This window comes from Pantoea sp. PSNIH1, from assembly GCF_007680655.1.
GTDB lineage: Bacteria > Pseudomonadota > Gammaproteobacteria > Enterobacterales > Enterobacteriaceae > Pantoea > Pantoea eucrina.
The window spans coordinates 1,589,614-1,612,942 of record NZ_VEIP01000001.1 but is presented as its reverse complement, the minus strand read 5'-3'; the positions used below and the strand labels follow the sequence as shown (position 1 = coordinate 1,612,942).

The 23,329-nt window shown below is 58.6% G+C and carries 23 protein-coding genes, 2 tRNA genes, 2 rRNA genes and 1 pseudogene; 19 read left to right on the top strand and 9 right to left on the bottom strand.

All coding sequences use genetic code 11. The features are described 5' to 3' along the window. From FS690_RS07605 to FS690_RS07590, 4 genes are all read left to right on the top strand, one after another. A 23S ribosomal RNA gene (locus FS690_RS07605) occupies positions 1–2,260 on the top strand; the annotation flags it as partial. Positions 2,261–2,322: 62 nt separating this feature from the next. Continuing rightward, positions 2,323–2,438: ribosomal RNA gene (gene rrf / locus FS690_RS07600) — 5S ribosomal RNA — on the top strand. A 101-nt stretch (positions 2,439–2,539) separates the two neighbouring features. Further along, positions 2,540–2,616: transfer RNA gene (locus tag FS690_RS07595), tRNA-Asp, on the top strand. Positions 2,617–2,797: 181 nt separating this feature from the next. Continuing rightward, positions 2,798–3,598 carry an endonuclease/exonuclease/phosphatase family protein gene (locus tag FS690_RS07590; RefSeq protein ID WP_071668473.1) on the top strand — a complete coding sequence of 267 codons (801 nt, stop codon included), beginning with the start codon at positions 2,798–2,800 and terminating at the stop codon, positions 3,596–3,598. A 102-nt stretch (positions 3,599–3,700) separates the two neighbouring features. Here FS690_RS07590 and mltD read toward each other — a convergent pair whose 3' ends face one another. Together mltD and gloB are read right to left on the bottom strand one after the other, a co-directional pair. Beyond that, positions 3,701–5,080 (bottom strand): murein transglycosylase D, encoded by a 1,380-nt coding sequence (mltD, locus tag FS690_RS07585; RefSeq protein ID WP_145339311.1) that lies wholly within the window; start codon positions 5,078–5,080, stop codon positions 3,701–3,703. Between the two features lie 71 nt (positions 5,081–5,151). Further along, entirely contained in the window at positions 5,152–5,907 is a 756-nt protein-coding gene (gene gloB, locus FS690_RS07580; RefSeq protein ID WP_071668474.1) for a hydroxyacylglutathione hydrolase, read from the bottom strand. Positions 5,908–5,946: 39 nt separating this feature from the next. On the opposite strand from gloB, the gene FS690_RS07575 reads away from it, so the two are divergent. Then, positions 5,947–6,681 carry a class I SAM-dependent methyltransferase gene (locus tag FS690_RS07575; RefSeq protein ID WP_094112074.1) on the top strand — a complete coding sequence of 245 codons (735 nt, stop codon included), beginning with the start codon at positions 5,947–5,949 and terminating at the stop codon, positions 6,679–6,681. Here the strand turns inward: FS690_RS07575 and rnhA are convergent. Next, positions 6,666–7,133, bottom strand: a complete 468-nt coding sequence (gene rnhA / locus FS690_RS07570; protein WP_094112073.1) for a ribonuclease HI — start codon at positions 7,131–7,133, stop codon at positions 6,666–6,668. The two genes, FS690_RS07575 and rnhA, sit on opposite strands and share 16 nt — an antisense overlap. 57 nt (positions 7,134–7,190) lie before the next feature. Then, positions 7,191–7,241, bottom strand: a pseudogene (locus tag FS690_RS18640) (hypothetical protein); the annotation flags it as partial. Between FS690_RS18640 and dnaQ the strand changes: the two are divergent. Beyond that, positions 7,238–7,918: a DNA polymerase III subunit epsilon gene (dnaQ, locus tag FS690_RS07565; RefSeq protein WP_349919431.1), complete on the top strand. Its 681-nt coding sequence runs from the start codon at positions 7,238–7,240 to the stop codon at positions 7,916–7,918. The pseudogene FS690_RS18640 and the gene dnaQ sit on opposite strands and share 4 nt — an antisense overlap. Before the next feature lie 133 nt (positions 7,919–8,051). Next, positions 8,052–8,128, top strand: a tRNA-Asp gene (locus tag FS690_RS07560). Between the two features lie 63 nt (positions 8,129–8,191). Here FS690_RS07560 and FS690_RS07555 read toward each other — a convergent pair. Then, positions 8,192–9,685, bottom strand: a complete 1,494-nt coding sequence (locus FS690_RS07555; protein ID WP_145339309.1) for an NCS1 family nucleobase:cation symporter-1 — start codon at positions 9,683–9,685, stop codon at positions 8,192–8,194. Between the two features lie 146 nt (positions 9,686–9,831). Between FS690_RS07555 and FS690_RS07550 the strand changes: the two genes are divergently transcribed. The 3 genes from FS690_RS07550 to puuE are packed head-to-tail and all read left to right on the top strand — an operon-like array spanning position 9,832 to position 12,271. Then, entirely contained in the window at positions 9,832–10,554 is a 723-nt protein-coding gene (locus FS690_RS07550; protein WP_094112072.1) for a GntR family transcriptional regulator, read from the top strand. Then, on the top strand, positions 10,551–11,282 hold the full coding sequence (gene hpxA, locus FS690_RS07545; protein WP_039382816.1) for an allantoin racemase: 732 nt from the start codon (positions 10,551–10,553) through the stop codon (positions 11,280–11,282). Before FS690_RS07550 ends, hpxA begins: the two co-directional genes overlap by 4 nt. Before the next feature lie 35 nt (positions 11,283–11,317). Then, positions 11,318–12,271: an allantoinase PuuE gene (gene puuE, locus FS690_RS07540; protein WP_071668478.1), complete on the top strand. Its 954-nt coding sequence runs from the start codon at positions 11,318–11,320 to the stop codon at positions 12,269–12,271. 35 nt (positions 12,272–12,306) lie between these two features. On the opposite strand, the gene hpxZ is transcribed toward puuE, so the two are convergent. The 4 genes from hpxZ to FS690_RS07520 are packed head-to-tail and all read right to left on the bottom strand — an operon-like array spanning position 12,307 to position 15,874. After that, complete coding sequence (gene hpxZ / locus FS690_RS07535) at positions 12,307–12,693, bottom strand: oxalurate catabolism protein HpxZ (RefSeq protein ID WP_039382822.1); 387 nt, start codon at positions 12,691–12,693, stop codon at positions 12,307–12,309. 2 nt (positions 12,694–12,695) lie between these two features. Beyond that, positions 12,696–14,093 (bottom strand): AtzE family amidohydrolase, encoded by a 1,398-nt coding sequence (locus tag FS690_RS07530; protein WP_039382825.1) that lies wholly within the window; start codon positions 14,091–14,093, stop codon positions 12,696–12,698. Continuing rightward, on the bottom strand, positions 14,084–14,275 hold the full coding sequence (hpxX, locus tag FS690_RS07525; RefSeq protein ID WP_039382827.1) for an oxalurate catabolism protein HpxX: 192 nt from the start codon (positions 14,273–14,275) through the stop codon (positions 14,084–14,086). Before hpxX ends, FS690_RS07530 begins: the two co-directional genes overlap by 10 nt. 12 nt (positions 14,276–14,287) lie before the next feature. Next, positions 14,288–15,874: a gamma-glutamyltransferase family protein gene (locus tag FS690_RS07520; RefSeq protein ID WP_145339307.1), complete on the bottom strand. Its 1,587-nt coding sequence runs from the start codon at positions 15,872–15,874 to the stop codon at positions 14,288–14,290. A gap of 169 nt (positions 15,875–16,043) precedes the next feature. On the opposite strand from FS690_RS07520, the gene hpxU reads away from it, so the two are divergent. The 9 genes from hpxU to uraH all read left to right on the top strand — a co-directional run bounded on the left by hpxU (position 16,044) and on the right by uraH (position 23,239). Next, the gene (gene hpxU, locus FS690_RS07515) at positions 16,044–16,883 is read left to right on the top strand and encodes a MurR/RpiR family transcriptional regulator HpxU (protein ID WP_039382830.1); all 840 of its coding nucleotides are present in this window, start codon (positions 16,044–16,046) and stop codon (positions 16,881–16,883) included. Positions 16,884–17,076: 193 nt separating this feature from the next. Then, positions 17,077–17,862, top strand: a complete 786-nt coding sequence (locus FS690_RS07510; RefSeq protein ID WP_145339306.1) for a transporter substrate-binding domain-containing protein — start codon at positions 17,077–17,079, stop codon at positions 17,860–17,862. A 3-nt stretch (positions 17,863–17,865) separates the two neighbouring features. Next, the gene (locus FS690_RS07505) at positions 17,866–18,531 is read left to right on the top strand and encodes an amino acid ABC transporter permease (RefSeq protein WP_039382832.1); all 666 of its coding nucleotides are present in this window, start codon (positions 17,866–17,868) and stop codon (positions 18,529–18,531) included. Then, entirely contained in the window at positions 18,528–19,184 is a 657-nt protein-coding gene (locus FS690_RS07500; protein WP_145339304.1) for an amino acid ABC transporter permease, read from the top strand. The genes FS690_RS07505 and FS690_RS07500 overlap by 4 nt, the downstream gene beginning before the upstream one ends. Further along, on the top strand, positions 19,165–19,896 hold the full coding sequence (locus FS690_RS07495; protein ID WP_039382834.1) for an amino acid ABC transporter ATP-binding protein: 732 nt from the start codon (positions 19,165–19,167) through the stop codon (positions 19,894–19,896). Before FS690_RS07500 ends, FS690_RS07495 begins: the two co-directional genes overlap by 20 nt. Positions 19,897–19,919: 23 nt before the next feature. Next, complete coding sequence (locus FS690_RS07490) at positions 19,920–21,155, top strand: alanine--glyoxylate aminotransferase family protein (RefSeq protein ID WP_145339302.1); 1,236 nt, start codon at positions 19,920–19,922, stop codon at positions 21,153–21,155. Next, the gene (hpxK, locus tag FS690_RS07485) at positions 21,152–22,402 is read left to right on the top strand and encodes an allantoate amidohydrolase (RefSeq protein WP_145339300.1); all 1,251 of its coding nucleotides are present in this window, start codon (positions 21,152–21,154) and stop codon (positions 22,400–22,402) included. Before FS690_RS07490 ends, hpxK begins: the two co-directional genes overlap by 4 nt. Before the next feature lie 10 nt (positions 22,403–22,412). Then, complete coding sequence (gene uraD / locus FS690_RS07480; RefSeq protein WP_145339298.1) at positions 22,413–22,907, top strand: 2-oxo-4-hydroxy-4-carboxy-5-ureidoimidazoline decarboxylase; 495 nt, start codon at positions 22,413–22,415, stop codon at positions 22,905–22,907. Beyond that, complete coding sequence (gene uraH, locus FS690_RS07475; protein ID WP_039382842.1) at positions 22,904–23,239, top strand: hydroxyisourate hydrolase; 336 nt, start codon at positions 22,904–22,906, stop codon at positions 23,237–23,239. The genes uraD and uraH overlap by 4 nt, the downstream gene beginning before the upstream one ends. The last annotated feature ends 90 nt before the right edge of the window (positions 23,240–23,329 follow it).

Here is a 23,329-nt window from a genome sequence, read left to right as displayed (position 1 = left end):
GGGCGCTAAGTTGCAGGGTATAGACCCGAAACCCGGTGATCTAGCCATGGGCAGGTTGAAGGTTGGGTAACACTAACTGGAGGACCGAACCGACTAATGTTGAAAAATTAGCGGATGACCTGTGGCTGGGGGTGAAAGGCCAATCAAACCGGGAGATAGCTGGTTCTCCCCGAAAGCTATTTAGGTAGCGCCTCGTGAACTCATCTCCGGGGGTAGAGCACTGTTTCGGCTAGGGGGCCATCCCGGCTTACCAACCCGATGCAAACTGCGAATACCGGAGAATGTTATCACGGGAGACACACGGCGGGTGCTAACGTCCGTCGTGAAGAGGGAAACAACCCAGACCGCCAGCTAAGGTCCCAAAGTCATGGTTAAGTGGGAAACGATGTGGGAAGGCACAGACAGCCAGGATGTTGGCTTAGAAGCAGCCATCATTTAAAGAAAGCGTAATAGCTCACTGGTCGAGTCGGCCTGCGCGGAAGATGTAACGGGGCTAAACCATGCACCGAAGCTGCGGCAGCGAACGCGAGTTTGCTGGGTAGGGGAGCGTTCTGTAAGCCGCAGAAGGTGGCCTGTGAGGGCCGCTGGAGGTATCAGAAGTGCGAATGCTGACATAAGTAACGATAAAGCGGGTGAAAAGCCCGCTCGCCGGAAGACCAAGGGTTCCTGTCCAACGTTAATCGGGGCAGGGTGAGTCGACCCCTAAGGCGAGGCCGAAAGGCGTAGTCGATGGGAAGCAGGTTAATATTCCTGCACTTGGTGTTGCTGCGAAGGGGGGACGGAGAAGGCTAGGTTATCCGGGCGACGGTTGTCCCGGTTTAAGCGTGCAGGTGTGAGGACCAGGCAAATCCGGTCTTCTTTAACACTGAGGCGTGACGACGAGGCTCTACGGAGCTGAAGTAACTGATGCCCTGCTTCCAGGAAAAGCCTCTAAGCTCCAGGCAACACGAAATCGTACCCCAAACCGACACAGGTGGTCAGGTAGAGAATACCAAGGCGCTTGAGAGAACTCGGGTGAAGGAACTAGGCAAAATGGTGCCGTAACTTCGGGAGAAGGCACGCTGGCGCGTAGGTGGAGGGACTTGCTCCCCGAGCCGAGGCCAGTCGAAGATACCAGCTGGCTGCAACTGTTTATTAAAAACACAGCACTGTGCAAACACGAAAGTGGACGTATACGGTGTGACGCCTGCCCGGTGCCGGAAGGTTAATTGATGGGGTTATCCGCAAGGAGAAGCTCTTGATCGAAGCCCCGGTAAACGGCGGCCGTAACTATAACGGTCCTAAGGTAGCGAAATTCCTTGTCGGGTAAGTTCCGACCTGCACGAATGGCGTAATGATGGCCAGGCTGTCTCCACCCGAGACTCAGTGAAATTGAAATCGCTGTGAAGATGCAGTGTACCCGCGGCAAGACGGAAAGACCCCGTGAACCTTTACTACAGCTTGACACTGAACATTGAGCCTTGATGTGTAGGATAGGTGGGAGGCTTCGAAGCGCGGACGCCAGTCCGCGTGGAGCCATCCTTGAAATACCACCCTTTAACGTTTGATGTTCTAACGTGGGCCCGTCATCCGGGCTGCGGACAGTGTCTGGTGGGTAGTTTGACTGGGGCGGTCTCCTCCCAAAGCGTAACGGAGGAGCACGAAGGTTGGCTAATCCTGGTCGGACATCAGGAGGTTAGTGCAATGGCATAAGCCAGCTTGACTGCGAGAGTGACGGCTCGAGCAGGTGCGAAAGCAGGTCATAGTGATCCGGTGGTTCTGAATGGAAGGGCCATCGCTCAACGGATAAAAGGTACTCCGGGGATAACAGGCTGATACCGCCCAAGAGTTCATATCGACGGCGGTGTTTGGCACCTCGATGTCGGCTCATCACATCCTGGGGCTGAAGTAGGTCCCAAGGGTACGGCTGTTCGCCGTTTAAAGTGGTACGCGAGCTGGGTTTAGAACGTCGTGAGACAGTTCGGTCCCTATCTGCCGTGGGCGCTGGAGAATTGAGGGGGGTTGCTCCTAGTACGAGAGGACCGGAGTGAACGCACCGCTGGTGTTCGGGTTGTCACGCCAGTGGCACTGCCCGGTAGCTAAGTGCGGAAAAGATAAGTGCTGAAAGCATCTAAGCACGAAACTTGCCCCGAGATGAGTTCTCCCTGGCTCCCTGAGAGCCCTGAAGGGACGTTGAAGACGACGACGTTGATAGGCCGGGTGTGTAAGCGCAGCGATGCGTTGAGCTAACCGGTACTAATGACCCGTGAGGCTTAACCTTACAACGCCAGAGGCGTTTTGCGAGACCGATTTTCAGCTTGTTTTGCCGGATAACAGAATTTGCCTGGCGGCCACAGCGCGGCGGTCCCACCTGACCCCATGCCGAACTCAGAAGTGAAACGCCGTAGCGCCGATGGTAGTGTGGGGCCTCCCCATGCGAGAGTAGGGAACTGCCAGGCATCCAATTAAGACCAGAGCTTCTGGTCGTGACCTCCCGGTGACGCGGAGAGGGCGAAACACCTGGCTTCAGGCGCGGTCCTGAGGGCAGTAAAGAATCGGTGGAGCGGTAGTTCAGTTGGTTAGAATACCTGCCTGTCACGCAGGGGGTCGCGGGTTCGAGCCCCGTCCGTTCCGCCACTATATTGAGAAGCCCTGACTGTTAAAGTCAGGGCTTTTTCATATTCTCTTTTTCCCTCCGGCATTGTGAAGCTTTGTCGTGAGGTGAATTCCGACATTCGATACCACGAATTGAAACCCCGCGCTAAAATCCCTATAACAGTCAGTGTGAACTTTTTGTTGTTATCAGCCAGGCGGTAAAGTGCGAAAGAAAACCTATGCAATGCGCTATATAGCAGGCCAGCCAGCGGAGCGAATTTTTCCGCCGGGTGCGATGCTGCATCTGGGTCAGGGTCTGCCGCCAGGGGAGCCGCTGCCGGCCGATCCCACCCTGCGGGTGCTGGTATGGAACATCTTCAAGCAGCAGCGCGCTGACTGGATGTCGGTGTTGCAGGGATTCGGTCGTGATGCCCATCTGGTCCTCCTGCAGGAGGCGCAAACCACGCCTGAACTGATCCAGTTTGCTACCAGCAATTATCTCGCAGCCGATCAGGTGCCCGCTTTTGTGCTGCCTCAGCACCCGTCAGGGGTGATGACGCTCGCATCGGCGCATCCGGTCTACTGCTGCCCGTTGCGCGAGCGCGAGCCGCTGCTAAGGCTGGCAAAATCCGCGCTGGTCACTGCATACCCTCTGCCAACCGGCGATATGCTGATGGTAGTGAATATCCATGCGGTTAATTTCAGTCTGGGTGTGGACGTATACAGTAAGCAGCTGGGGCCTATAGGAGAGCAGATCCGGCATCACCGTGGCCCGGTTATAATGGCAGGGGACTTTAATGCATGGAGTCGTCAGCGGATGAACGCGCTCTATCGCTTTGCCCGCGCCATGTCTCTGCGGGAAGTGGCGTTTACAGACGATCACCGGCGTAAAGCGTTTGGCCGGCCGCTCGACTTTGTCTTTTACCGGGATATGAAAGTGAGTGAAGCAGCGGTGCTGGTCACCCGTGCCTCCGATCATAATCCGCTGCTGGTAGAGTTTAACCCCGTCACTGTTGCGCGCTAAACGCACCCGCCTGTAACGACGAGACGCTCTGGCCGGCACTGCTATAGATGATGCTATGCCGATAAAGAAAAAAGGCTGACAAATGTCAGCCTTTTCAGTGCATCAGGTATCTGGCGTTGCGCTATTCTTAACAAACAGAGTGAGCTTATCACCCGGCTGTATATCCTTCGCGTCGCTGTTCCAGCGCATTACGTCCTGCGTGTTAACGCCGTGACGTTTTGCAATACTGGCAAAAGAATCACCCTTACGAACGCGGTAGGTGATGCTGTTGCCGTTATCTGCCAACTGCGATGCTGCTGTCGTACCGCTAACCGTCAGGGTCTGGCCGATACGCACTGCCGCACTGCGCAGATTGTTCTGCTGTTTTAGCGAGCTCATGCTGACACCCAGCTTACTGGCGATACCGGATAGCGTGTCGCCTTTACGTACTTTGTAGCTGTTACCGGCTGCGCTGGCTTTAGCCAGTTCAACAGGCTGCACGGAGGCAATATCTCCGGAGGCCAGAGAGTTGCGCAGCTGTGCCACATTGGACTTAGGCACCATAATATAGTGCGGTCCGTTTGGCGCAGTCGTGCCGTTTTTATACCCGGCGTTAAATGTCTTCAGTTTACTGAGCGACATACCCGCCATTTCTGCAGCCTGAGTTAACTGCATCTGCTGTCCCACTTCCACACGCGCCAGCGCGTGGCTTTCATTAGGGGCTGGCAGTTTAATGCCGTAACGCTTGTTGTTCTTGAGCAGTTCGCTTAAAGCCAGCATTTTCGGGACATAGATGGTTGTTTCGCGCGGCAGTGATAAATGCCAGAAGTCAGTCGGCTTACCCCGTGCCTTATTCTGCTTCATCGCTTTCAACACGCGTCCTTCGCCGCTGTTATAGGCTGCCACCGTCAGTAGCCAGTCGCCATCAAACATGCGATTCAAACGCTGCATCATATCCAGTGCTACTTTGGTTGAGGCCACCACATCACGGCGTCCGTCATACCAGCGGTTCTGTTTCAGACCATAATTTTTGCCCGTTTGCGCAACAATCTGCCAGATGCCTGCGGCATTGGCGGAAGAGGTTGCGTGAGGGTCAAAAGCGCTCTCCACTATGGGTAGCAGTACCAGTTCCATCGGCATTTTACGTTTCTGTATCTGCTCGACAATCCAGTACATGTACGGCTCTGCCCGTAATGTTACATCGTGGAGATAGCTCTTATTTTTTAAAAACTTTGTTTTCTGTTCGCGGATCCGGGCATTTTCCGGGATCCCCATCTTCAACTCGTCACTAATGAGATTCCAGAGATCGGTGTCTTCTGCGAGGCTGGTTCCATCATCTTGCCAGCGCGGCGACAACAAGCGATTTCCGTACTTTCCATTTTCACCTTGACCAGCTGAAGACAGGCTCTGTGCATGCTGAGCGGGGATATTGGCGTCATTCCGTGATGCCTGACATCCGACCAGCAAGACTGAGGCGAGTAATAATATCGCTTTAGCCTTCATGTGTGTGTCAGTAGTTCGCTTAAAAGACGAGCAACTATACGTGACGTACCGACACAACACAACCCAAAAAATTAAAATTGGTCTTTCTTATTACGCAATTCAGCAAAAGTCTGCCATAACGGGGCGGATTCCACATTAATTGCTAAAGCTTTTTGTAAATCAGCATCTTGTGTGCGTAAAAATAAATTTATCTCACGTTCCAGCGCCAGTTTTGTCGGTAAAGTAGTGCGATTTTCTGCCCGTAAATCCTTAATTTCCTGATATCTGGCCAGAATTTTCGGATCATGGGGTAAAATTGCAGCAGCAAACTTCATGTTAGATAAAGTATATTCATGTGCGCAGCAGATAAGCGTATCGGCGGGAAGTTGATTAAGTTTTTGAAAGGAATGGAACATTTGTTCTGCTGAACCTTCAAAAAGTCGTCCGCAGCCGCCTGAGAACATCGTATCGCCGCAGAAAAGATAAGGTGCGCTGTAATATGAGATATGTCCTAAAGTGTGGCCCGGTGTGGCGATGACCTGAAAAGGCAGGCCGAGCAGCGTAACGGTTTCACCTTCATGAACAATATGCTGCGCACCTTTAGCCGCCGTTTCCTGAGGGCCATATACCTCAAGCTGAGGATAACGCTGCAGCAGTTCAGCGACGCCACCGGTATGGTCCTGATGATGATGTGTCAGCAGAACAGCCACCGGCGTCCAGCGATTGGCTTCAATTTTTTCAATCAGCGGCCGGGCTTCACCGGGGTCAACAATCAGGCAGCTGCCGGCGTCATCGGTCAGCGTCCAGATGTAGTTATCCGTTAATGCGGGAATACTGGTAAGATTCATAAACACCTCTCTGGTTGTCTTAAAGGAAGATGGTAGAGCATGAAGCCAGCGAAAACACGCCAGATCCTGACCGCGCCGCGCACCTGGAATGATATGCCCTGGGGAGAGTACTTTCGCGATGCGTTAACCCAGCAGCTACAGCCCTGGCTGGCGAGGCTTTATGGCTTCCATATGCTAAAAATTGGCAGCCTGAGCGCAGAAATCAATACCAGCCAGTGTGCCATATCTCATCAGGTCAATGTTGGCAGTGAGGGCGACGCACTGCAGGTGCTCGCCAGCGTTGCTCAGCTGCCGTTTGAGTCTAAATCAATCGATGCCTGCCTGCTGGCGCACACGCTGGCATGGGAGCAGGATCCGCACCGCGTGTTACGCGAAGTGGACAGGGTGCTGATTGATGATGGCTGGCTGATTATCAGCGGCTTCAATCCTTTCAGCCTGCTGGGGATTAGCAAAGCGATTCCGGGTCTGAGCCGGCGAGCGCCCTGGAACAGCAGAATGTTCAGCCAGGTGCGTCTGCTGGACTGGCTGAGCCTGCTGAATTATGAAGTGGTGTACCGCACGCGTTTTCAGGTGGTGCCGTGGCATCGACAGGGGGGCAGGATGATCAGTGCGCATCTGCCCGCTCTGGGGTGTCTGAACATCGTGGTGGCCCGCAAGCGCACGTTCCCGCTTACGCCAGCTAAAATGAAAACGGCGCGCAGCAGTGCGCAGCTGCGTCCGGTAGTAAACGCTACGCGTCAGTTTCGCGAAACGCAGGATCAGGATGCAACCTGATAGCCAATGTCTTCCAGTGCCGGATTACCGGCAGCGCTGCGCGCCAGTTCATCGCAGCGCTCATTCTCCGGATGGCCGGCATGCCCCTTCACCCACTCCCATTTAATGGTATGGGTGCTGAGCGCCGTATCCAGACGCTGCCACAGGTCAGTATTCTTAACCGCTTTTTTATCAGCGGTTTTCCAGCCACGCTTTTTCCAGTTGTGGATCCAGCTGGTAATGCCCTGGCGGACATACTGGCTGTCTGTGCTGATGACCACGTCGCACGGCTGCGTCAGCGCCTCTAAGGCGACAATGGCCGCCATCAGCTCCATACGGTTGTTGGTGGTCAGGCGATAGCCCGCGCTGAATAACTTTTCATGCTCGCGATAGCGTACAATAGCCCCATAGCCGCCCGGTCCCGGATTACCAAGGCAGGAACCGTCGGTGAAAATTTCTACCTGTTTGCGCATCTCTGGTAGACTTCCCTCTGAAAAAACGCCAAGTCTGACACAAAACGAGCCCTATGATCACTGCAAATAACCGCCAGATTGTCCTCGATACTGAAACCACCGGCATGAACATGATCGGGGTTCATTATGAGGGGCATCGCATCATTGAGATCGGTGCGGTTGAAGTCATCAACCGTCGCCTGACCGGCAACAACTTCCATATGTATCTCAGGCCCGACCGGCTGGTGGACCCGGAAGCGTTTGGTGTTCACGGCATCGCCGATGAGTTTCTGGCCGACAAGCCCACCTTTGCGCAGATAGCCGATGAGTTTCTCGACTATATTCGCGGAGCTGAGCTGGTGATCCATAACGCCTCGTTTGATATCGGCTTTATGGACTATGAGTTTGGCATGCTGCAGCGTGATATCGGCAAAACTGAAAGCTTTTGCAAAATCACCGACAGCCTGGCGATGGCGCGTAAAATGTTTCCGGGCAAGCGTAATAGCCTGGATGCGTTGTGCAACCGTTATGAAATCGACAACAGCAAACGTACGCTGCATGGCGCACTGCTGGATGCCGAAATTCTGGCGGAAGTCTTCCTGACCATGACCGGCGGTCAGACGTCGCTGGCATTTTCCATGGAGGGCGACCAGCGTAATCAGGCTGAAGGGGAGCATATTCAGCGTATCAGCCGCCCCGGTTCAGGCCTGCGCGTGATTAATGCCAGTGATGAAGAAGTCATGGCGCACGAAAGCCGCCTCGATCTGGTCACAAAAAAAGGTGGCAGCTGTCTGTGGCGCGTCTGATGCACTGATTTTGCTGCTAAAAACAGCGGCGAGCTGAAAAAAGCGGCAAACGTGTCATTTTGATATAAAAAGCGTTGACGGGGGAGGGGGCTGCCATTAATATGCGCCTCGTTCCCGACGGGGAACAAAGCGCGGAGCGGTAGTTCAGTTGGTTAGAATACCTGCCTGTCACGCAGGGGGTCGCGGGTTCGAGCCCCGTCCGTTCCGCCAATCTATTTAAAAAAGCCGATTCAGAAATGAATCGGCTTTTTGCTGTCTGCTATTCAGCCAGCACTATACACCCTCTTTTTGCAGCGTCGCTTCCGGACGATACGAGACCGGTACGACCCGTTCTGACCGCGCCAGCCAGCGATAGCAGCCTGCCCCCAGCGCCACACCGATAAACCAGCTGAAGTTAGCTACCGCATGCAGCGCCGGAATAAAACTTATCGTCAGGCAGATCCCGACCGCCGGCAGCAGCGCCGCGATCGCTTTGGGATTAAAGCCGTTGCGGTACCAGTAACGTCCCTGCGGCGTGGCGTTAAACAGGTCATCAACGCTTACGCTGCCGCCTTTAATCAGATAAAAATCCGCAATCAGGATACCGAACAGCGGGCCCACAAACGAGCCCAGCACATCCAGCGTATAGTGGATCAGTTCAGGTGACTGAAACAGATTCCACGGCGTCAGCAGCACGGAACCCACCGCGGCGATCATGCCACCGGTGCGGAAACTGATCTTCTGCGGGGAGCAGTTAGAGAAATCGAAGGCGGGTGACACAAAATTCGCCACGATATTGATACCAATGGTGGCGGTGATCATGGTCAGCAGGCCGATAGCGACGGCCAGGTCGTTGCCTACCATACTTACCGTCTCAATCGGATCGGTGATCATTCTGCCAAACAGCGACTGGGTGCCGGAGACAATCACTACCGTAACCACGGAGAACAGCAGGAAGTTAAACGGTAATCCCCAGCGGTTGCCGCGGCGAACTTCACTCATGTTTTTGCCGTAACGCGAAAAGTCGCCGAAATTAAGCAGAGGACCGGAAAAGTAGGAGACGACCAGGGCGGTTGCAGTGATCATCTGCCAGGTCTGTTCGCCGGCACTCAGTGATTTGCTGGCCAGCGTAAAAGAGATACCCGCCAGACCAGTTTTGTATACAATCCAGCCCGCCAGCGCGACCATCACGACATAGACTGCCGGACCCGCCACGTCGATAAAGCGCTTAATGGCGTTCATGCCGTGCCAGAACACCATCGCCTGCAGCAGCCACATGATGCCAAAGCAGCACCAGCCGAGCAGCGACAGCCCCAGCCAGCTGCTTTGCGTCATGCTATTAAGCGCCGGGAAGAACTTCAGCAGAACCAGCATCAGGGCATTCGCCGCCAGATAGGTCTGAATACCGTACCAGGCAAAAGCGATCAGTCCGCGGATCACGGCCGGAATATTGGCGCCGAATACGCCAAATGCCTGGCGGCAGATCACCGCATAGGGCACGCCCGCCATCTGGCTGGGTTTTGCCACCAGATTCGCACAGAGCTGCACGATACCGATCCCGGCCAGCAGACACAGCAATACCTGCCAGCTTGCCAGCCCCAGCGTAAAAAAGCTGGCGGCAACCACATACCCGCCCATGCTATGCACATCGGACATCCAGAAAGAAAAGATGTTGTACCACGTCCAGTTCTGCTGGCGCGTCGGAGCCAGATCCTCATTACACAGGCGTGGACTATAGGCCGCGCGGGCATCAGCCTGCGCTGGCGTCACTTCAGTATGAATTGGCATGAAACCTGCTCCTCTCACCATGATGGGGAAAATATTCACCGTTTAAAGAGCTATTGCAGGATCCAGGCCAGAAGTGATTTGTTGTATACAAAAAATGAAAGGAGTGTATACGATATCTGGCAGTCAGCTATTTTCCGGAGCAGGTAATGAATCATGAATCCGCAGTGAAGCCGCGCGCTGTGCCGTTTGAAAAAGATGAAGCGATCTTTCAGGCATTGCTTAGTGCCATCGTTGAGCACCAGCTTCCGCCGGGCAGCAAGCTGCCTGAAGAGGCGCTGGCAGAGGTGTTTGGCGTCAGCCGTACCGGCATTCGTAAAGTGCTGCAGCGCCTCGCGGCGGTGCAGATGATCACGCTGTCGCCCGGACGTGGTGCACAGGTCAGCACGCCCGATGTGGCGGAATCACGCGATATCTTTGCCACGCGCAGCATGCTGGAGTGCGCCAACCTGCCCGCTGTACTGACGCATCTGCAGTCGCCACACCTCGCGGCGCTTGAGGCGATTATCACGCAGGAGCAGCAGGCGCATCAGCAGAATGACGGCGCGGCTGCCATTCGTCTTTCAGCCGCGTTTCATATCCAGCTGCAGGCGATATCCGGCAATCAGGTGCTGACCGATATCATCACGCGCCTGACCCAGCGCTCATCGCTGGTGATTGCCGCCTGGGGCACGCCCTGGCAGCACGGCTGCCGCTGCGATCATCACGACAGGCTGGTCGATCTGCTGCGCCAGCGGGCGCTGCCTGCGCTGACTGAGGCGCTGACGCACCACTTCGACCACATTCTCTCCAGCCTGCACTTTGAGCGCAGCGGTGAAACGCTGCCCGATTTCAGCCGGTTATTTGCCGGTCATAAAGGAGCCCTATCATGAGCCTGATACAGGTGATCAACCCCAATACCAGCCTGGCAATGACTGAAACTATTGGTGCGGCCGCGCGCGCCGTGGCGGCACCGGGCACGGACATTCTGGCGGTCTGTCCGCAGCAGGGCGTACCCTCCATAGAGGGACACTTTGATGAGGCGATAGCCGCGATCGGCGTACTGGAGCAGATTAAGCGTGGCGAAGCGCAGGGCGTCAGCGGCCATGTGATCGCCTGCTTTGGCGATCCCGGCTTGCTGGCGGCGCGCGAGCTGGCCAGCGGCCCGGTAATCGGTATTGCCGAAGCGGCAATGCATACCGCCACGCTGGTGGCGACGCGCTTTACCATCGTCACCACGCTGCCGCGTACGCTGGTGATCGCCCGCCATCTGCTGCAGCAGTATGGTTTTACGCACCACTGTGCGGCGCTGCACGCCATCGATCTGCCGGTACTGGCGCTGGAGGATGGCAGCGGCGTGGCGCAGGAGAAAGTCCGGGCGCGCTGCATTCAGGCAAAACGTGAAGATAACAGCGGCGCGATTGTGCTGGGCTGCGGCGGCATGGCGTCGCTGGCGCAGGATCTGACCCGCGAACTGGATATGCCGGTGATCGATGGCGTCAGCGCGGCGGTAAAAATGATAGAGGCGCTGGTGGCGCTTGGCCTGGGCACCAGCAAGCATGGCGATCTCGCTTATCCGCTGCAAAAACCCCTCAGCGGCGCCTTTCAGCACCTAAACTAAGGTCTGGCTGAGGTGTGACAACAGGAACTGACTGAATGAATGACGCATCTGAAAAGAAAGAGTACAGCTTCAACAAAAATTATCCGCGCGATCTGATCGGCTATGGTGGCCAGCCGCCGCATGCGCAGTGGCCCGATAATGCCCGGGTGGCGGTACAGTTCGTACTCAATTATGAAGAGGGCGCAGAAAATAACGTGCTGCATGGCGATGCCGGTTCGGAGCAGTTTCTGTCCGATATCATTGGCGCAGCCAGCTACGCCGATCGCCACATGTCGATGGATTCCCTGTATGAGTATGGGTCGCGTGCCGGTTTCTGGCGCATTCATCATGAGTTTCAGAAGCGTGGTCTGCCGCTGACGGTGTTTGGCGTGGCGATGGCGCTGGCGCGGCACCCGGAAATTGTCGCCGCGATTAAAGCGGCGGATTATGACGTGGTCAGCCACGGCTGGCGCTGGATCCACTACCAGGGAATGGATGCGAAAACCGAACGGCAGCATATGCAGCAGGCGGTCGACGTGCTGACCGAACTGTTTGGCAAAGCGCCGACGGGCTGGTATACCGGGCGGGACAGTCCGAACACTCGCCGGCTGGTCGCAGAGCAGGGCGGCTTCAGCTACGACAGCGACTATTACGGTGACGATCTGCCGTTCTGGACCCAGGTCACACGTCAGGATGGCACCGTCAAACCGCATCTGATCATCCCCTATACGCTGGAGTGCAACGACATGCGCTTCGCCACGGCGCAGGGCTTTAACACCGCCGAACACTTCTTCACCTACCTGCGTGATACCTTTGATGTGCTGTATGAAGAAGGAGAGCGCGCCCCGAAAATGATGTCGGTCGGCATGCACTGCCGCCTGCTGGGGCGGCCGGGAAAATTCCGCGCGCTGCAGCTTTTTCTTGATCACATTCAGCAGCATGAAAAGGTGTGGATCTGCACCCGCCAGCAGATTGCCGATCACTGGATGACGGTACATCCCGCGCCCTGATAATGCCCTCACCGCAGGGGTGAGGGCTGACGCGCTTACTCACTCATCAGGCTGACCTGCGCGGCCACAATGCGCCACCCCTGCGGCAGCCGCACCCACGTCTGCTGCTGCCGTCCGATACGCGCCGTTCCCTCGCGGGTGAATTCGGTGCTGCACACCGCATAGTCATCGCCAAACGTGGTGATCACCGTATTGCGCAGCGTGCGATCGAGCCCTTTTGACGGTCGTGCCGCGCGAAAGGCGCGAATCTCCTCAATCCCGTACAGATTCTCTCCGGCACCCAGCCGGACGGTACGCGCGTCGTGCCAGAACAGTTCGTCCAGCACCGCGACATCATTGCTCACCAGCGCCTGCTCGTAGCGATAAAATGCAGCGCTTACGGCGGCAACGGTATCCGGATCGTTTATCCTGTCCGTCGTCATTATCAGATATCCATTAAAGTAGGTTGATCGTAAGTCAGGCCCTGCTGCTGCAGCGCCCAGGCGGCGCGCAGCGCCAGCTGTTCGTTAAACGGCGCGGCAATCAGCTGTACGCCAATCGGTAAGCCGCTGGCGGTGAGCAGCGGTACGCTACATACCGGCAGGCCAGCGAACGAAATCGGCTGCGTCAGCATGCCCATGCTGGCGCGTGTCGGCAAATCCTGACCGTTGATGTGAATGGTTTCCTGGCCGATGGTGGTGGCGGTACAGGGCGTGGCGGGGGCGATCAGCACGTCATAATGGTCGAACAGCGGCAGCACCTGTTGCTGGAAGTGACGCCGGAAACGCTGGGCCTGCACATACCACGCGGCGGGCAGCATCGCGCCGGCCAGCAGGCGTTCGCGTGAATTCGGCTCAAAGCGTTCTGGCTGGGTGCGCAGAGCGGGCAGATAGTGATTGCCGCCTTCCGCCGCGGTCATGATAAACGCGGCCGCGCGCGCCAGTTCGGCCTGGGGCAGCGTCACTTCTTCTGCCGCGCCGAGCGCGCTGGCGGCTACCGCTACCGCCGCGCGCGCCTCATCATTGCACCAGGTGGTAAAAAAACCGCCCAGCGTCGCGCAGCGCAGCCCGTCGCTGCCCGCCTGCAGGCGGTCGCTGACCAACTCCGGCGGCCGCGTCAGCTGAAACGCATCCTCTGCGTCGCGGCCCTGCAGCGCATCATAAACCAGGCTGAGATCCTCAACCGAGCGGGCAAACGGGCCGATATGATCGAGGCTGGCGACAAACGGCTGCGTACCGCTGCGCGACAGGCGGCCAAAGGTGGGCTTAAGGCCGAAGATGCCGCACAGCGACGCCGGTACGCGAATCGAGCCGTTGGTATCGCTGCCGAGCGAAAAGTGCACCAGTCCGGCCGCTACCGCGGCGGCTGAGCCGCCGGATGATCCACCGGCGATGCGCGTGATATCTCGCGGGTTGCAGGTGGCGCCATAGTGACTGTTTTCGGTGGTAAAGCCGTAAGCGTAGGCATCCATGTTCAGCATACCGGAGAGTAGCGCGCCCGATTCACGCATCCGGCTGACCGCCCAGGCGTCTGCACGCGCCGCCGCCCGCGTGCTAAACAGGCTGGCACCCGCCAGCGTGGTATGGCCGGCTACATCAAACAGATTTTTTACCGCATACGGAATACCCGCCAGCGGTGGCAGCGTTTCACCGCGCAGGCGCTGCCGGTCAAGCTCTTCAGCCTCGCGCAGCATGCGCTGCCCGGTGATCGCCGTCCAGGCGTTGAGCGCCGGGTTATGCTGCTCAATCGCCGCCAGCGTATGGCGGGCAATCTCAGCGGCCCCGATTTCACCCTGCTGCAGCGCACGCTGCAGCGCTGCGATCGATAATGATGTCAGGCGCATGGCTGGAATACCCCGGCCACTTCCAGGCGATCGTCCAGCGGCAGCGCCATCAGCGGCGCGGCTATAGCCGCAATCCGGCTGAGCTGCAGCTGCAGCTCAGCACGACGTGCGTCATCCAGATCCAGTGCGAGGATCTGCTCCATCTGAGCGACATAGTTCGCCCACTCTGCGGATTCGGTCATGAGTCTCTCCTGTTAAAAACCGGCTGCGCTGCCGTTGCTGCGCGGATCGAAAGCGCCTTCCAGCATGCCGCTGGTGTGGCGCACTACGGCGCCCGCATGGCCTACCACTTCACTGAAGTCAGAGAGCAGCTCAACCTGATGACCCAGCAGACGCAGCCGACCCACCGTTTCCGGCGCTACGCGCGCTTCCAGTTTGAGTGAGTCAGAGGCCTCGCCCCAGGTGCGCCCCAGCAGCCAGCGTGGCGCACTGACCGCCTGCTGCAGCGGCATACCCTGAATGACGTGACGGGTAAAAATGGCCGCCTGCGTCTGCGGCTGACCATCTCCGCCCATCGATCCATACACCATGACCCGGCCATCTTTCAGGCGGGCGGCAGCAGGGTTAAGCGTGTGAAACGGCTGCTTGCCCGGCAGCAGCGCCAGCAGATGATCGGGCTGCAGGCTGAACGCCGCGCCGCGATTCTGCCAGGTGATGCCGCTGCCTGGCAGCACCACGCCGCTGCCAAATTCGTGGTAGATGCTCTGAATAAAAGAGACTGCCAGCCCGCTGCTGTCGATGGCGCCCATCCAGACGGTATCGCCCGGACCGCGTCCGGTTCCCCACGGCGCGGCGCGATGGTCATCAATATTGGTCGCAAGGCTGGCAAGATGATCGGCACTGAGCAGCGCCTGCACGTCGGTATCGCTATGGCGCGGATCGGTGATATGCCGATCGCGCAGGCTGAACGCCTGCTTGGTCGCCTCCACAATCCGGTGCAGCGTCTGAGCTTCATCAGCCTGCGCCATATCCAGACGATCGGTAATACCCAGAATCGCCAGCGACACCAGCCCCTGCGTCGGCGGCGTCATGTTCCAGATATCGCCTTCGCTGTGTGCGAGGTGGAGCGGGGTGCAGCGCCGGGCGCGATGCTGCTGCAGATCGTTCAGCGTGACCGGCATCCCCAGCGCGTGCATGTCATCTGCCAGCGACCGCGCCAGCCGGCCGCGGTAAAAGCTCTCCAGCCCCTCTTCACTCAGCTGGCTGAGCGTGGCCGCCAGCGCAGGCTGGGTAAAGCGGCTGCCCGGCTGTGGCGGTCCGCCGTCCGGCATAAACGTGGCGGCAAAGCCGGGCTGATGCTGCAGCTCAGGCGCTTTTGCGGCGGTAGCGGCCGCCTGCGAGGCGGTAACCGGTATGCCGTCGGCAGCGTAACGGATAGCATCGCGCAGCAGACGGTGTGGCGGCAGCGGCGCATGGCCCAGCTCCTGTGACAGGGTCAGCGCCTCCTGCCAGCCGCTGACGGTGCCGGCGACGGTCAGCGCCGCTTCCGGCCCGCGATGCGGGATCGTCTGCCGGCCCTGATAAAAACGCATTGTCGCCAGCGAGCCGGCGGCGCCACTGGCATCAATCGCAACGGGTTCTCCTTCAGGCGGCACCACCAGCCAGAAGCCGTCGCCGCCCAGCCCGTTCATATGCGGATAGACCACCGCAATGGTTGCGGCGGCGGCGACCATCGCTTCGAGTGCGCTGCCGCCGTCGCGCAGTACGGCAAGGGCGCTTTCACTCGCCAGATGATGGGGGGTGACGACCATGCCCTGCGGGGCCATGTTGCTCTGAATCATAATTGTTCCCGGCTGATTTCTGCTCATCTCCATCCGGCACAGCTGCCAAACCCGCTGCGGCGGCATTCCCTGACGTAAACATAAGCAAGAGCTGTTCCACTTTTTCTGTCGGTGGGTGCTGGATCGATTTATGCTAGAGCAGGGTGAAACGAAAGTTACAGGACAACGCATGAAACAACTCGATGAACGCCTGCGCAGCCAGTACGCGCAGCTGTCGCCTCAGGAGCAGCGCATTGCTGACTTTGTGTTTGACCATTTTGATGACCTGATCAGCTACAACAGTGCTGAACTGGCGCGGCTAAGCGGCGTCTCCAAAGCAACGGTAAGCCGGCTGTTCCGGCGCCTTGGCTATGAAAAATATAAAGATATGCGCGATGAGCTGCGCACCCTGCGGCAGAGCGGAATGCCGCTCACCGACAACCGCGATGCGGTGCAGGGCAACACGCTGCTGGCGCGCCACTATAAGCAGGAGATGGCAAACCTCACGCAGTGGATCAACCGTATCGACAGCCAGCAGTTAAGCGACGTCATCGCCGCACTGGGCAGCGCAAAACGCGTCTTTATCATCGGTATGCGCAACGCGTATCCGGTCGCGCTGCATCTGCGTCAGCAGCTGCTGCAGGCGCGTGCCCACGTGGTACTGCTGCCGCAGCCGGGCCAGACGCTGGGCGAAGAGCTGGTGGATATTACCCCGGACGATATGGTGGTGGTGATGGCGTTCCGGCGACGTCCGCGCCTGCTGCGTCCGCTGATGCAGCAGCTGCAGCAGCGTGATATCCCGCTGCTGGCGCTCTCGGAGCCGCAGGCGCAGGGGATTCAGGGCGTGGCACGCTGGCAGCTTTGTGCACCGCTTGACAGCGTGTCTGCCTTCGACAGTTACGCTTCAGCCATGAGCCTGGTCAATTTACTGGCAAACGCGCTGCTGCATGAAACCCTGTCGCAGGGGCGGCAGCGTATTCATCAGATAGCCGATCTCTATCAGCATCTGGATGAGCTGGAACACCGATAGCGGGCACTGAAATGGTGCGTTGCACCGTTTTGAATCTCTGAAGCAGGGTACGCCAGTACCCGATTTTTCCTGCTGCTGACCCCTTTTATGCCGGTTTGTTACCGGTTTTTTTCTGTCGCTTTGATTGGCACATTAGTTGCAGTCACTGCCTGTAAGAATCTTTTGTTTCACGTTCAACACACCGGGGTGCATAATGAAAAAGGTTTTACTGGCGGTAGCGGGTGCGGCGCTTTTACTGGCTCAGGCAGGCAGCGCGCAGGCGGATCAGCTACAGGATATTCAAAAGCGCGGCGTGATCCGCATCGCAGTGCCGCAGGATTTCCCGCCGTTTGGATCAGTGGGCACCGATCTGCAGCCGCAGGGATATGACATCGACATGGCGCGCTATCTGGCAAAGCAGATGAAACTGAAGTTGCAGCTGGTGCCGGTCTCCAGTGCCAACCGCGTACCTTATCTGCAGACGGACAAAGTCGATCTGGTGATCTCCAGCATGGGTAAAAATGCGGAGCGGGAAAAGGTCATAGCCTTCAGCCGCGCCTATGCGCCCTTTTTCCTCGGCGTGTTCGGGCCGAAAGGTGAGACGCTGAAGGATGCCGCCGCACTGAGCGGCAAAACGATCGGCGTTACGCGTGGCGCGGTTGAAGATATGGTGCTGAGCGCGGCCGCGCCGAAAGATGCGCAGGTCAAGCGTTACGAAGATAACAACACCACGCTTTCGGCTTATCTCTCCGGTCAGGTGCAGTATGTGGCAACCGGTAATCTGGTGGTGGCGGCCATTACCCGGCAGAACGCGGCAAAAGCGCCGGTGGCGCAGTTTATGCTGAAAGATTCTCCCTGCTTTATCGGTCTGAAGAAGAATGAGCCGGCGCTGAAAGCAGAGGTCGATACGCTGATCGAACAGGGTATAAAGGATGGTACGCTGAATAAGCTCTCGGAAGAGTGGCTGAAAGCGCCGCTGCGCGCTTCGCTCGGTGCCTGAGTCATGGCGCAGCTAAATTTCGCTGAACTCTGGCCTTACTGGCCGGAACTGCTGGCCGGGCTATGGGTCACTGTGCAGCTTACGGTGGTGGCTACGCTCGGTGGCGTCAGCCTCGGCATCCTCGGCGCAGCGCTGCGCAGCGGCAGGCCAGGCTGGGCCAGCCGCCTCTGGGGCGTCTATGTGGAGCTGATCCGCAATACGCCGTTTGTCGTACAGCTGTTTTTTATCGTGTTTGGCCTGCCCAACCTGGGGGTAAAACTTACCGCCGGAGAAGCTGCGCTGCTGGCAATGCTGATCAATCTCGGCGCTTACAGCACAGAGATTATCCGCGCCGGCATTCAGGTCACGCCGAAAGGACAGTGGGAAGCGGGGCGCGTGCTGGGTTTAAGCCGCGCGCAGACCTTTCTGCGCGTGGTGCTGCCACCTTCGCTGCAGCGCATCTATCCGGCCCTGGTCAGTCAGTGCATCATCGTTATGCTCGGCTCATCGGTGGTGTCGCAGGTCTCTTATGAGGAGCTGACCTTTGCGGCCAATCTGATTCAGTCCCGCACATTTTTGAGTTTTGAAGTCTACCTGGTGACCACGCTGCTCTATCTGGCGTTGTCAGTTGCGATGCGTCAGCTGCTGCTGGCGCTGGGGCGTAAATGGTTTGGAGTAGAGCCGGCATGACAACCTTTACCGACTGGGACATTCTGCGCAATCTGATGCTGGCCGCACGCTGGACGCTGCTGCTGTCGCTGGTGGCCTTCGCCGGCGGCACGCTGGTGACGCTGCCGCTGCTGCTGCTGCGCCTGCTGAAAAAGACGTGGCTGACGCGGCTGATTCAGGGCTATACCGCGCTGTTTCAGGGCACGCCGCTGCTGATGCAGCTGTTTCTCGCGTTTTTTGGCGTCGGGCTGTTTGGCGTGGACGTGGCGCCGTGGACCGCCGCCTCGCTGGCGCTGACCTTTTATACCAGCGCCTTTCTGCTCGATATCTGGTACGGCAGCATACGCGCGCTGCCAAAAGGTCAGTGGGAGGCGTCACGCTGCCTCGGCCTGAACTTCGGCCAGACGCTCTGCCGCGTCGTGGCACCGCAGGCGATCCGCATCGGCATTGCGCCGACGGTGGGCTTTGCGGTGCAGGTGATCAAAGGCACCGCGCTGGCCTCAATCATCGGTTTTATCGAGCTGACGAAAGCCGGCACTATTTTAAACAACGTCACGTATCAGCCGTTTAAGGTGTTTGGCCTCGTGGCGCTTGGCTACTTCCTGATGTGTTATCCGCTGTCGCGCTACAGCCAGTACCTGGAGAAAAAATTCCATGCCGCTCATCACCATTAATCAGGTTCAGAAATACTACGGCGAGAATCATGTCCTGAAAGGGGTTGATCTGGATATCGATAATGGCGAAGTGATCTCGATTATCGGCCGCAGCGGCTCCGGTAAAAGCACGCTGCTGCGCTGTATGAACGGTCTGGAGGGTTACCAGGAGGGCAGCATTAAGCTGGGCGGCATGACCATTACGCATCGTGAATCTCAGGCGCGTGAAATCAGCCGCTCGGTCGGTATGGTGTTCCAGAATTTCAATCTTTTTCCGCACATGACCGCGCTGGAGAATGTGATGCTGGCACCGCGCCGCGTGCTGAAAAAAAGCGCGGCGGAGTGCCGGCAGCTGGCAACAAAAATGCTGGAAAAAGTGGGGCTGGGTGAGCGACTGGACTACTACCCGGCCAGCCTCTCCGGTGGCCAGCAGCAGCGTGTGGCGATTGCCCGGGCGCTGGCGATGCAGCCAAAAGTGCTGCTCTGCGATGAGATCACCTCCGCGCTCGATCCGGAGCTGGTGGGCGAGGTGCTGAAGGTGCTGGAGCAGCTGGCGGCGGAGGGGATGACGCTGATACTCGTGACGCATGAAATGAATTTTGCCCGCGACGTGGGCGACCGGGTGGTATTTATGCATCAGGGGCGGGTGTGGGAGCAGGGCAGCAGTAAAACGCTGTTTGCGCAGCCGCAGACCGCCGAACTGAAACAGTTTATCTCGACCGTACGCCTCTGAGCGGGGCCATTAAGGAATTCACTATGGACATTCATCAGTTCTCTCAGATCAATCCGCCGCAGCGTCTGCTGATGGGGCCAGGGCCGATTAACGCCGACCCGCGCGTGCTGCGCGCCATGTCGAGCCAGCTGCTCGGGCAGTACGATCCGGCGATGACGCACTACATGAATGAAGTCATGGCGCTCTATCGTGGCATTTTTCGCACCGAAAACCGCTGGACGCTGCTGATTGACGGCACCTCACGCGCCGGCATCGAGGCGATTCTGCTCTCCGCTATCCGTCCCGGCGATCGGGTACTGGTGCCGGTGTTTGGCCGTTTTGGTCATCTGCTGTGCGAGATTGCGCGGCGCTGCCGGGCGGAAGTGCATACGATTGAAGTGCCCTGGGGCGAAGTGTTCTCGCCGGATCAGATTGAGGATGCGATCAAACGGGTTAAGCCGCGCCTGCTGCTGACGGTGCAGGGCGACACGTCAACCACTATGCTGCAGCCGCTGGCGGAGCTGGGCGCTATCTGTCGCCGGTATGGCGTACTGTTCTATACCGATGCCACCGCCTCTCTGGCGGGTAACGCGCTGGAAACTGATGCCTGGGGGCTGGATGCGGTCTCTGCCGGCATGCAGAAATGCCTGGGCGGTCCCTCCGGCACCTCTCCCGTTACCCTGAGCCCGCAGATGGAGGAGATCATCCGCAAGCGTAAATGCGTGGAGGAGGGGATCCGCACGGCGGCGCATCAGGATGGTGATGACGAGATGATCTACTCCAACTATTTCGATCTCGGCATGATCATGGATTACTGGGGGCCGGAGCGGCTTAATCACCATACGGAAGCGACCAGCGCGCTGTTTGGTGCCCGGGAATGCGCGCGCATCATTTTGCAGGAGGGGCTGGATAACAGCATCGCCCGGCACAAGCTGCATGGTGACGCGCTGCTGAAAGGCATCCAGGGCATGGGACTGGAGACCTTTGGCGATCTGCAGCACAAGATGAACAACGTGCTGGGCGTTGTCATTCCGCAGGGCGTGAACGGTGACCAGGTGCGCAAACTGATGCTGGACGATTTTGGCATTGAGATCGGCACCTCATTTGGTCCGCTGCACGGCAAAGTGTGGCGCATCGGCACCATGGGCTACAACGCGCGTAAAGATTGCGTGATGCAGACCCTGAGCGCGCTTGAAGCGGTACTGCAGCACTGCGGTTTTGGTACGCCGCAGGGTGCGGCGCTGCAGGCCGCCTGGGATCGCTACGGGAGCGAAGCATGAGTGCACGCCAGATGAGCGCTGAAGAGGCGCAGTCGGCCGCCGCGCGCATTATGGCGCGTTGTGATGCGCTGGCGGAGATCAGCGAGGAGGAGGATAGCCTGACGCGCGTTTATCTCTCTCCGGAGCACCTGCGCGCTAACGCCTGCGTGGCGGAGTGGATGCAGGCGGCGGGCATGCGGACCTGGCAGGATGCCGTGGGCAATATCTGCGGCCGCTATGAGGCGGCCGAGCCGGGCGCAGCGGCGCTGCTGCTCGGTTCCCATCTTGATACCGTGCGCAACGCCGGACGCTATGACGGCATGCTGGGCGTGCTGAGCGCAATTGAAACCGTGCAGTGGCTGCACGATCGCCGGCAGCGCCTGCCGCTGGCGGTCGAGATAGTGGGTTTTGCGGATGAGGAGGGGACCCGCTTCGGCATTACGCTGCTGGGCAGCCGCGGCCTGACCGGCAGCTGGCCGGAGAGCTGGATCACTCATCCCGACGGCAACGGCATTACGGTCGCCGCCGCGATGCAGGATGCCGGGCTGGATGCCGCACAGGTAAGTCTCGCAGCACGTCATGTCAGCGAGATCGCCGCCTATCTGGAGCTGCATATCGAGCAGGGGCCCTGCCTGGAGGAGGCGGATTTAGCTCTGGGCGTGGTCACCGCCATCAACGGCGCGCGCCGCCTTAACTGCCATTTTAGCGGCGAGGCGGGACACGCCGGCACTGTGCCGATGCTGCTGCGTAAAGATGCGCTGGCCGCCGCCGCCGAGTGGATGCTGTTTATCGAACAGGCGACGCAGGCGCCGCTGGTGGCGACAACCGGCACACTCAGCTGTCAGCCTGGCGCAGTGAATGTCATTCCGGGAGAGGTGCAGCTGTCGCTGGATATTCGCGGCCCGCAGGATGAGCCACTGGAGCGGCACCTGTCGCAGCTGTTAACGCAGGCGCAGGCGATTGCGCTGCGGCGCGGGGTGAGCTTCAGCGCCAGCGAATATTACCGCATTGCCGCGACGCCGTGCGATAAACGGCTGCAGCAGGCGCTGGGCGCGGCGGTTGAAACCGTTCAGGGCTGCACGCTGGCACTGCCGAGCGGGGCGGGCCATGATGCAATAGCCATGGCGGAGCGCTGGCCGGTCGGTATGCTGTTTGTGCGTAACCATCACGGTATCAGCCACCATCCGGCGGAATCGGTAAATACGAACGACGTGGCGCTGGGCGTGCAGGCGTATCTGCAGGCGGTAACCGCGCTGGCGCAGGCATAAGGGAGCGGGCATGAAGCTGAATGAGTTTAATCAGGCGGATGAGGCTGACGCCCGTCAGGCGATCGCGCACTGCGTCGCCATTGCTGCCTGGCAGCAGGCGCTGGTGGCCGCACGGCCCTATGCCTCCCTGAGTGCGCTGGCCGGGCAGGCGCAGCAGCTGGCGCAGCGCTGGCAACAGGCGGAGCTGGAGCAGGCGCTCAGCGCCCATCCGCGTATTGGTGAAGCAGCCCTGGGTACGGCGCATGAGGCCACGCTGTCGCGTCAGGAGCAGGCTGCGATGCAGCAGGCGGACCGCGACCTGCAGCTCGCGATGCGCGCAGGGAATCAGGCCTATGAAGCACGCTTTGGCCGGGTATTTCTGATCCGGGCCAGCGGACGCAGCGCGGAGCAGATGCTGGCAGAGTTGCAGCGCAGGCTTAACAATAATAAAGCGTGCGAACAGCAGGAGACGCTGGCGCAGCTGCGGGAAATTACCCTGTTACGGCTTAAGGAGAGCATCATATGAGCACCATCACCACGCACATTCTTGATACCGCGCTCGGCACACCGGCCGCAGGCGTTGCCGTCTCGCTGGAGCAGAACAGCCCGGAAGGGTGGTTTCCGGTCAGTGAAGGAGAAACCGATCGCGACGGGCGTATCAGCGATTTAACACCGGAACCTTTAGCGCCGGGGCACTACCGGCTGACGGCAGAGATTGGCGACTATTTTGCCGCTGGCGGGCGCGATGCGCTCTATGTCAGCGCGCAGATAGACTTTGTGATCGGACGGGCGGGCAGCCATTATCATCTGCCGTTTCTGATCTCCCCCTGGTCCTGGTCCACCTATCGCGGCAGCTGAACGGTCGCGCTTCATTTTGTGCAGCCTGTCACAAAACCTCTTTTTGAAAGACAAAAGCTATCAAAGCTTTCGGTCCATCCAAATATATTC

Excerpts from the sequence above, each read along its gene's own strand:
- FS690_RS07555 (WP_145339309.1), bottom strand. The coding sequence starts at position 9,685 with ATGCCAATTCATACTGAAGTGACGCCAGCGCAGGCTGATGCCCGCGCG.
- FS690_RS07530 (WP_039382825.1), bottom strand. The coding sequence starts at position 14,093 with ATGCGCCTGACATCATTATCGATCGCAGCGCTGCAGCGTGCGCTGCAG.
- dnaQ (WP_349919431.1), top strand. The coding sequence starts at position 7,238 with ATGAACATGATCGGGGTTCATTATGAGGGGCATCGCATCATTGAGATC.
- FS690_RS07575 (WP_094112074.1), top strand. The coding sequence starts at position 5,947 with ATGAAGCCAGCGAAAACACGCCAGATCCTGACCGCGCCGCGCACCTGG.
- FS690_RS07490 (WP_145339302.1), top strand. The coding sequence starts at position 19,920 with ATGGACATTCATCAGTTCTCTCAGATCAATCCGCCGCAGCGTCTGCTG.
- hpxZ (WP_039382822.1), bottom strand. The coding sequence starts at position 12,693 with ATGACGACGGACAGGATAAACGATCCGGATACCGTTGCCGCCGTAAGC.
- uraD (WP_145339298.1), top strand. The coding sequence starts at position 22,413 with ATGAAGCTGAATGAGTTTAATCAGGCGGATGAGGCTGACGCCCGTCAG.
- hpxA (WP_039382816.1), top strand. The coding sequence starts at position 10,551 with ATGAGCCTGATACAGGTGATCAACCCCAATACCAGCCTGGCAATGACT.
- FS690_RS07500 (WP_145339304.1), top strand. The coding sequence starts at position 18,528 with ATGACAACCTTTACCGACTGGGACATTCTGCGCAATCTGATGCTGGCC.
- hpxU (WP_039382830.1), top strand. The coding sequence starts at position 16,044 with ATGAAACAACTCGATGAACGCCTGCGCAGCCAGTACGCGCAGCTGTCG.
- uraH (WP_039382842.1), top strand. The coding sequence starts at position 22,904 with ATGAGCACCATCACCACGCACATTCTTGATACCGCGCTCGGCACACCG.
- gloB (WP_071668474.1), bottom strand. The coding sequence starts at position 5,907 with ATGAATCTTACCAGTATTCCCGCATTAACGGATAACTACATCTGGACG.
- hpxX (WP_039382827.1), bottom strand. The coding sequence starts at position 14,275 with ATGACCGAATCCGCAGAGTGGGCGAACTATGTCGCTCAGATGGAGCAG.
- puuE (WP_071668478.1), top strand. The coding sequence starts at position 11,318 with ATGAATGACGCATCTGAAAAGAAAGAGTACAGCTTCAACAAAAATTAT.
- FS690_RS07510 (WP_145339306.1), top strand. The coding sequence starts at position 17,077 with ATGAAAAAGGTTTTACTGGCGGTAGCGGGTGCGGCGCTTTTACTGGCT.
- FS690_RS07505 (WP_039382832.1), top strand. The coding sequence starts at position 17,866 with ATGGCGCAGCTAAATTTCGCTGAACTCTGGCCTTACTGGCCGGAACTG.
- mltD (WP_145339311.1), bottom strand. The coding sequence starts at position 5,080 with ATGAAGGCTAAAGCGATATTATTACTCGCCTCAGTCTTGCTGGTCGGA.
- rnhA (WP_094112073.1), bottom strand. The coding sequence starts at position 7,133 with ATGCGCAAACAGGTAGAAATTTTCACCGACGGTTCCTGCCTTGGTAAT.
- FS690_RS07550 (WP_094112072.1), top strand. The coding sequence starts at position 9,832 with ATGAATCATGAATCCGCAGTGAAGCCGCGCGCTGTGCCGTTTGAAAAA.
- FS690_RS07520 (WP_145339307.1), bottom strand. The coding sequence starts at position 15,874 with ATGATTCAGAGCAACATGGCCCCGCAGGGCATGGTCGTCACCCCCCAT.
- FS690_RS07495 (WP_039382834.1), top strand. The coding sequence starts at position 19,165 with ATGCCGCTCATCACCATTAATCAGGTTCAGAAATACTACGGCGAGAAT.
- hpxK (WP_145339300.1), top strand. The coding sequence starts at position 21,152 with ATGAGTGCACGCCAGATGAGCGCTGAAGAGGCGCAGTCGGCCGCCGCG.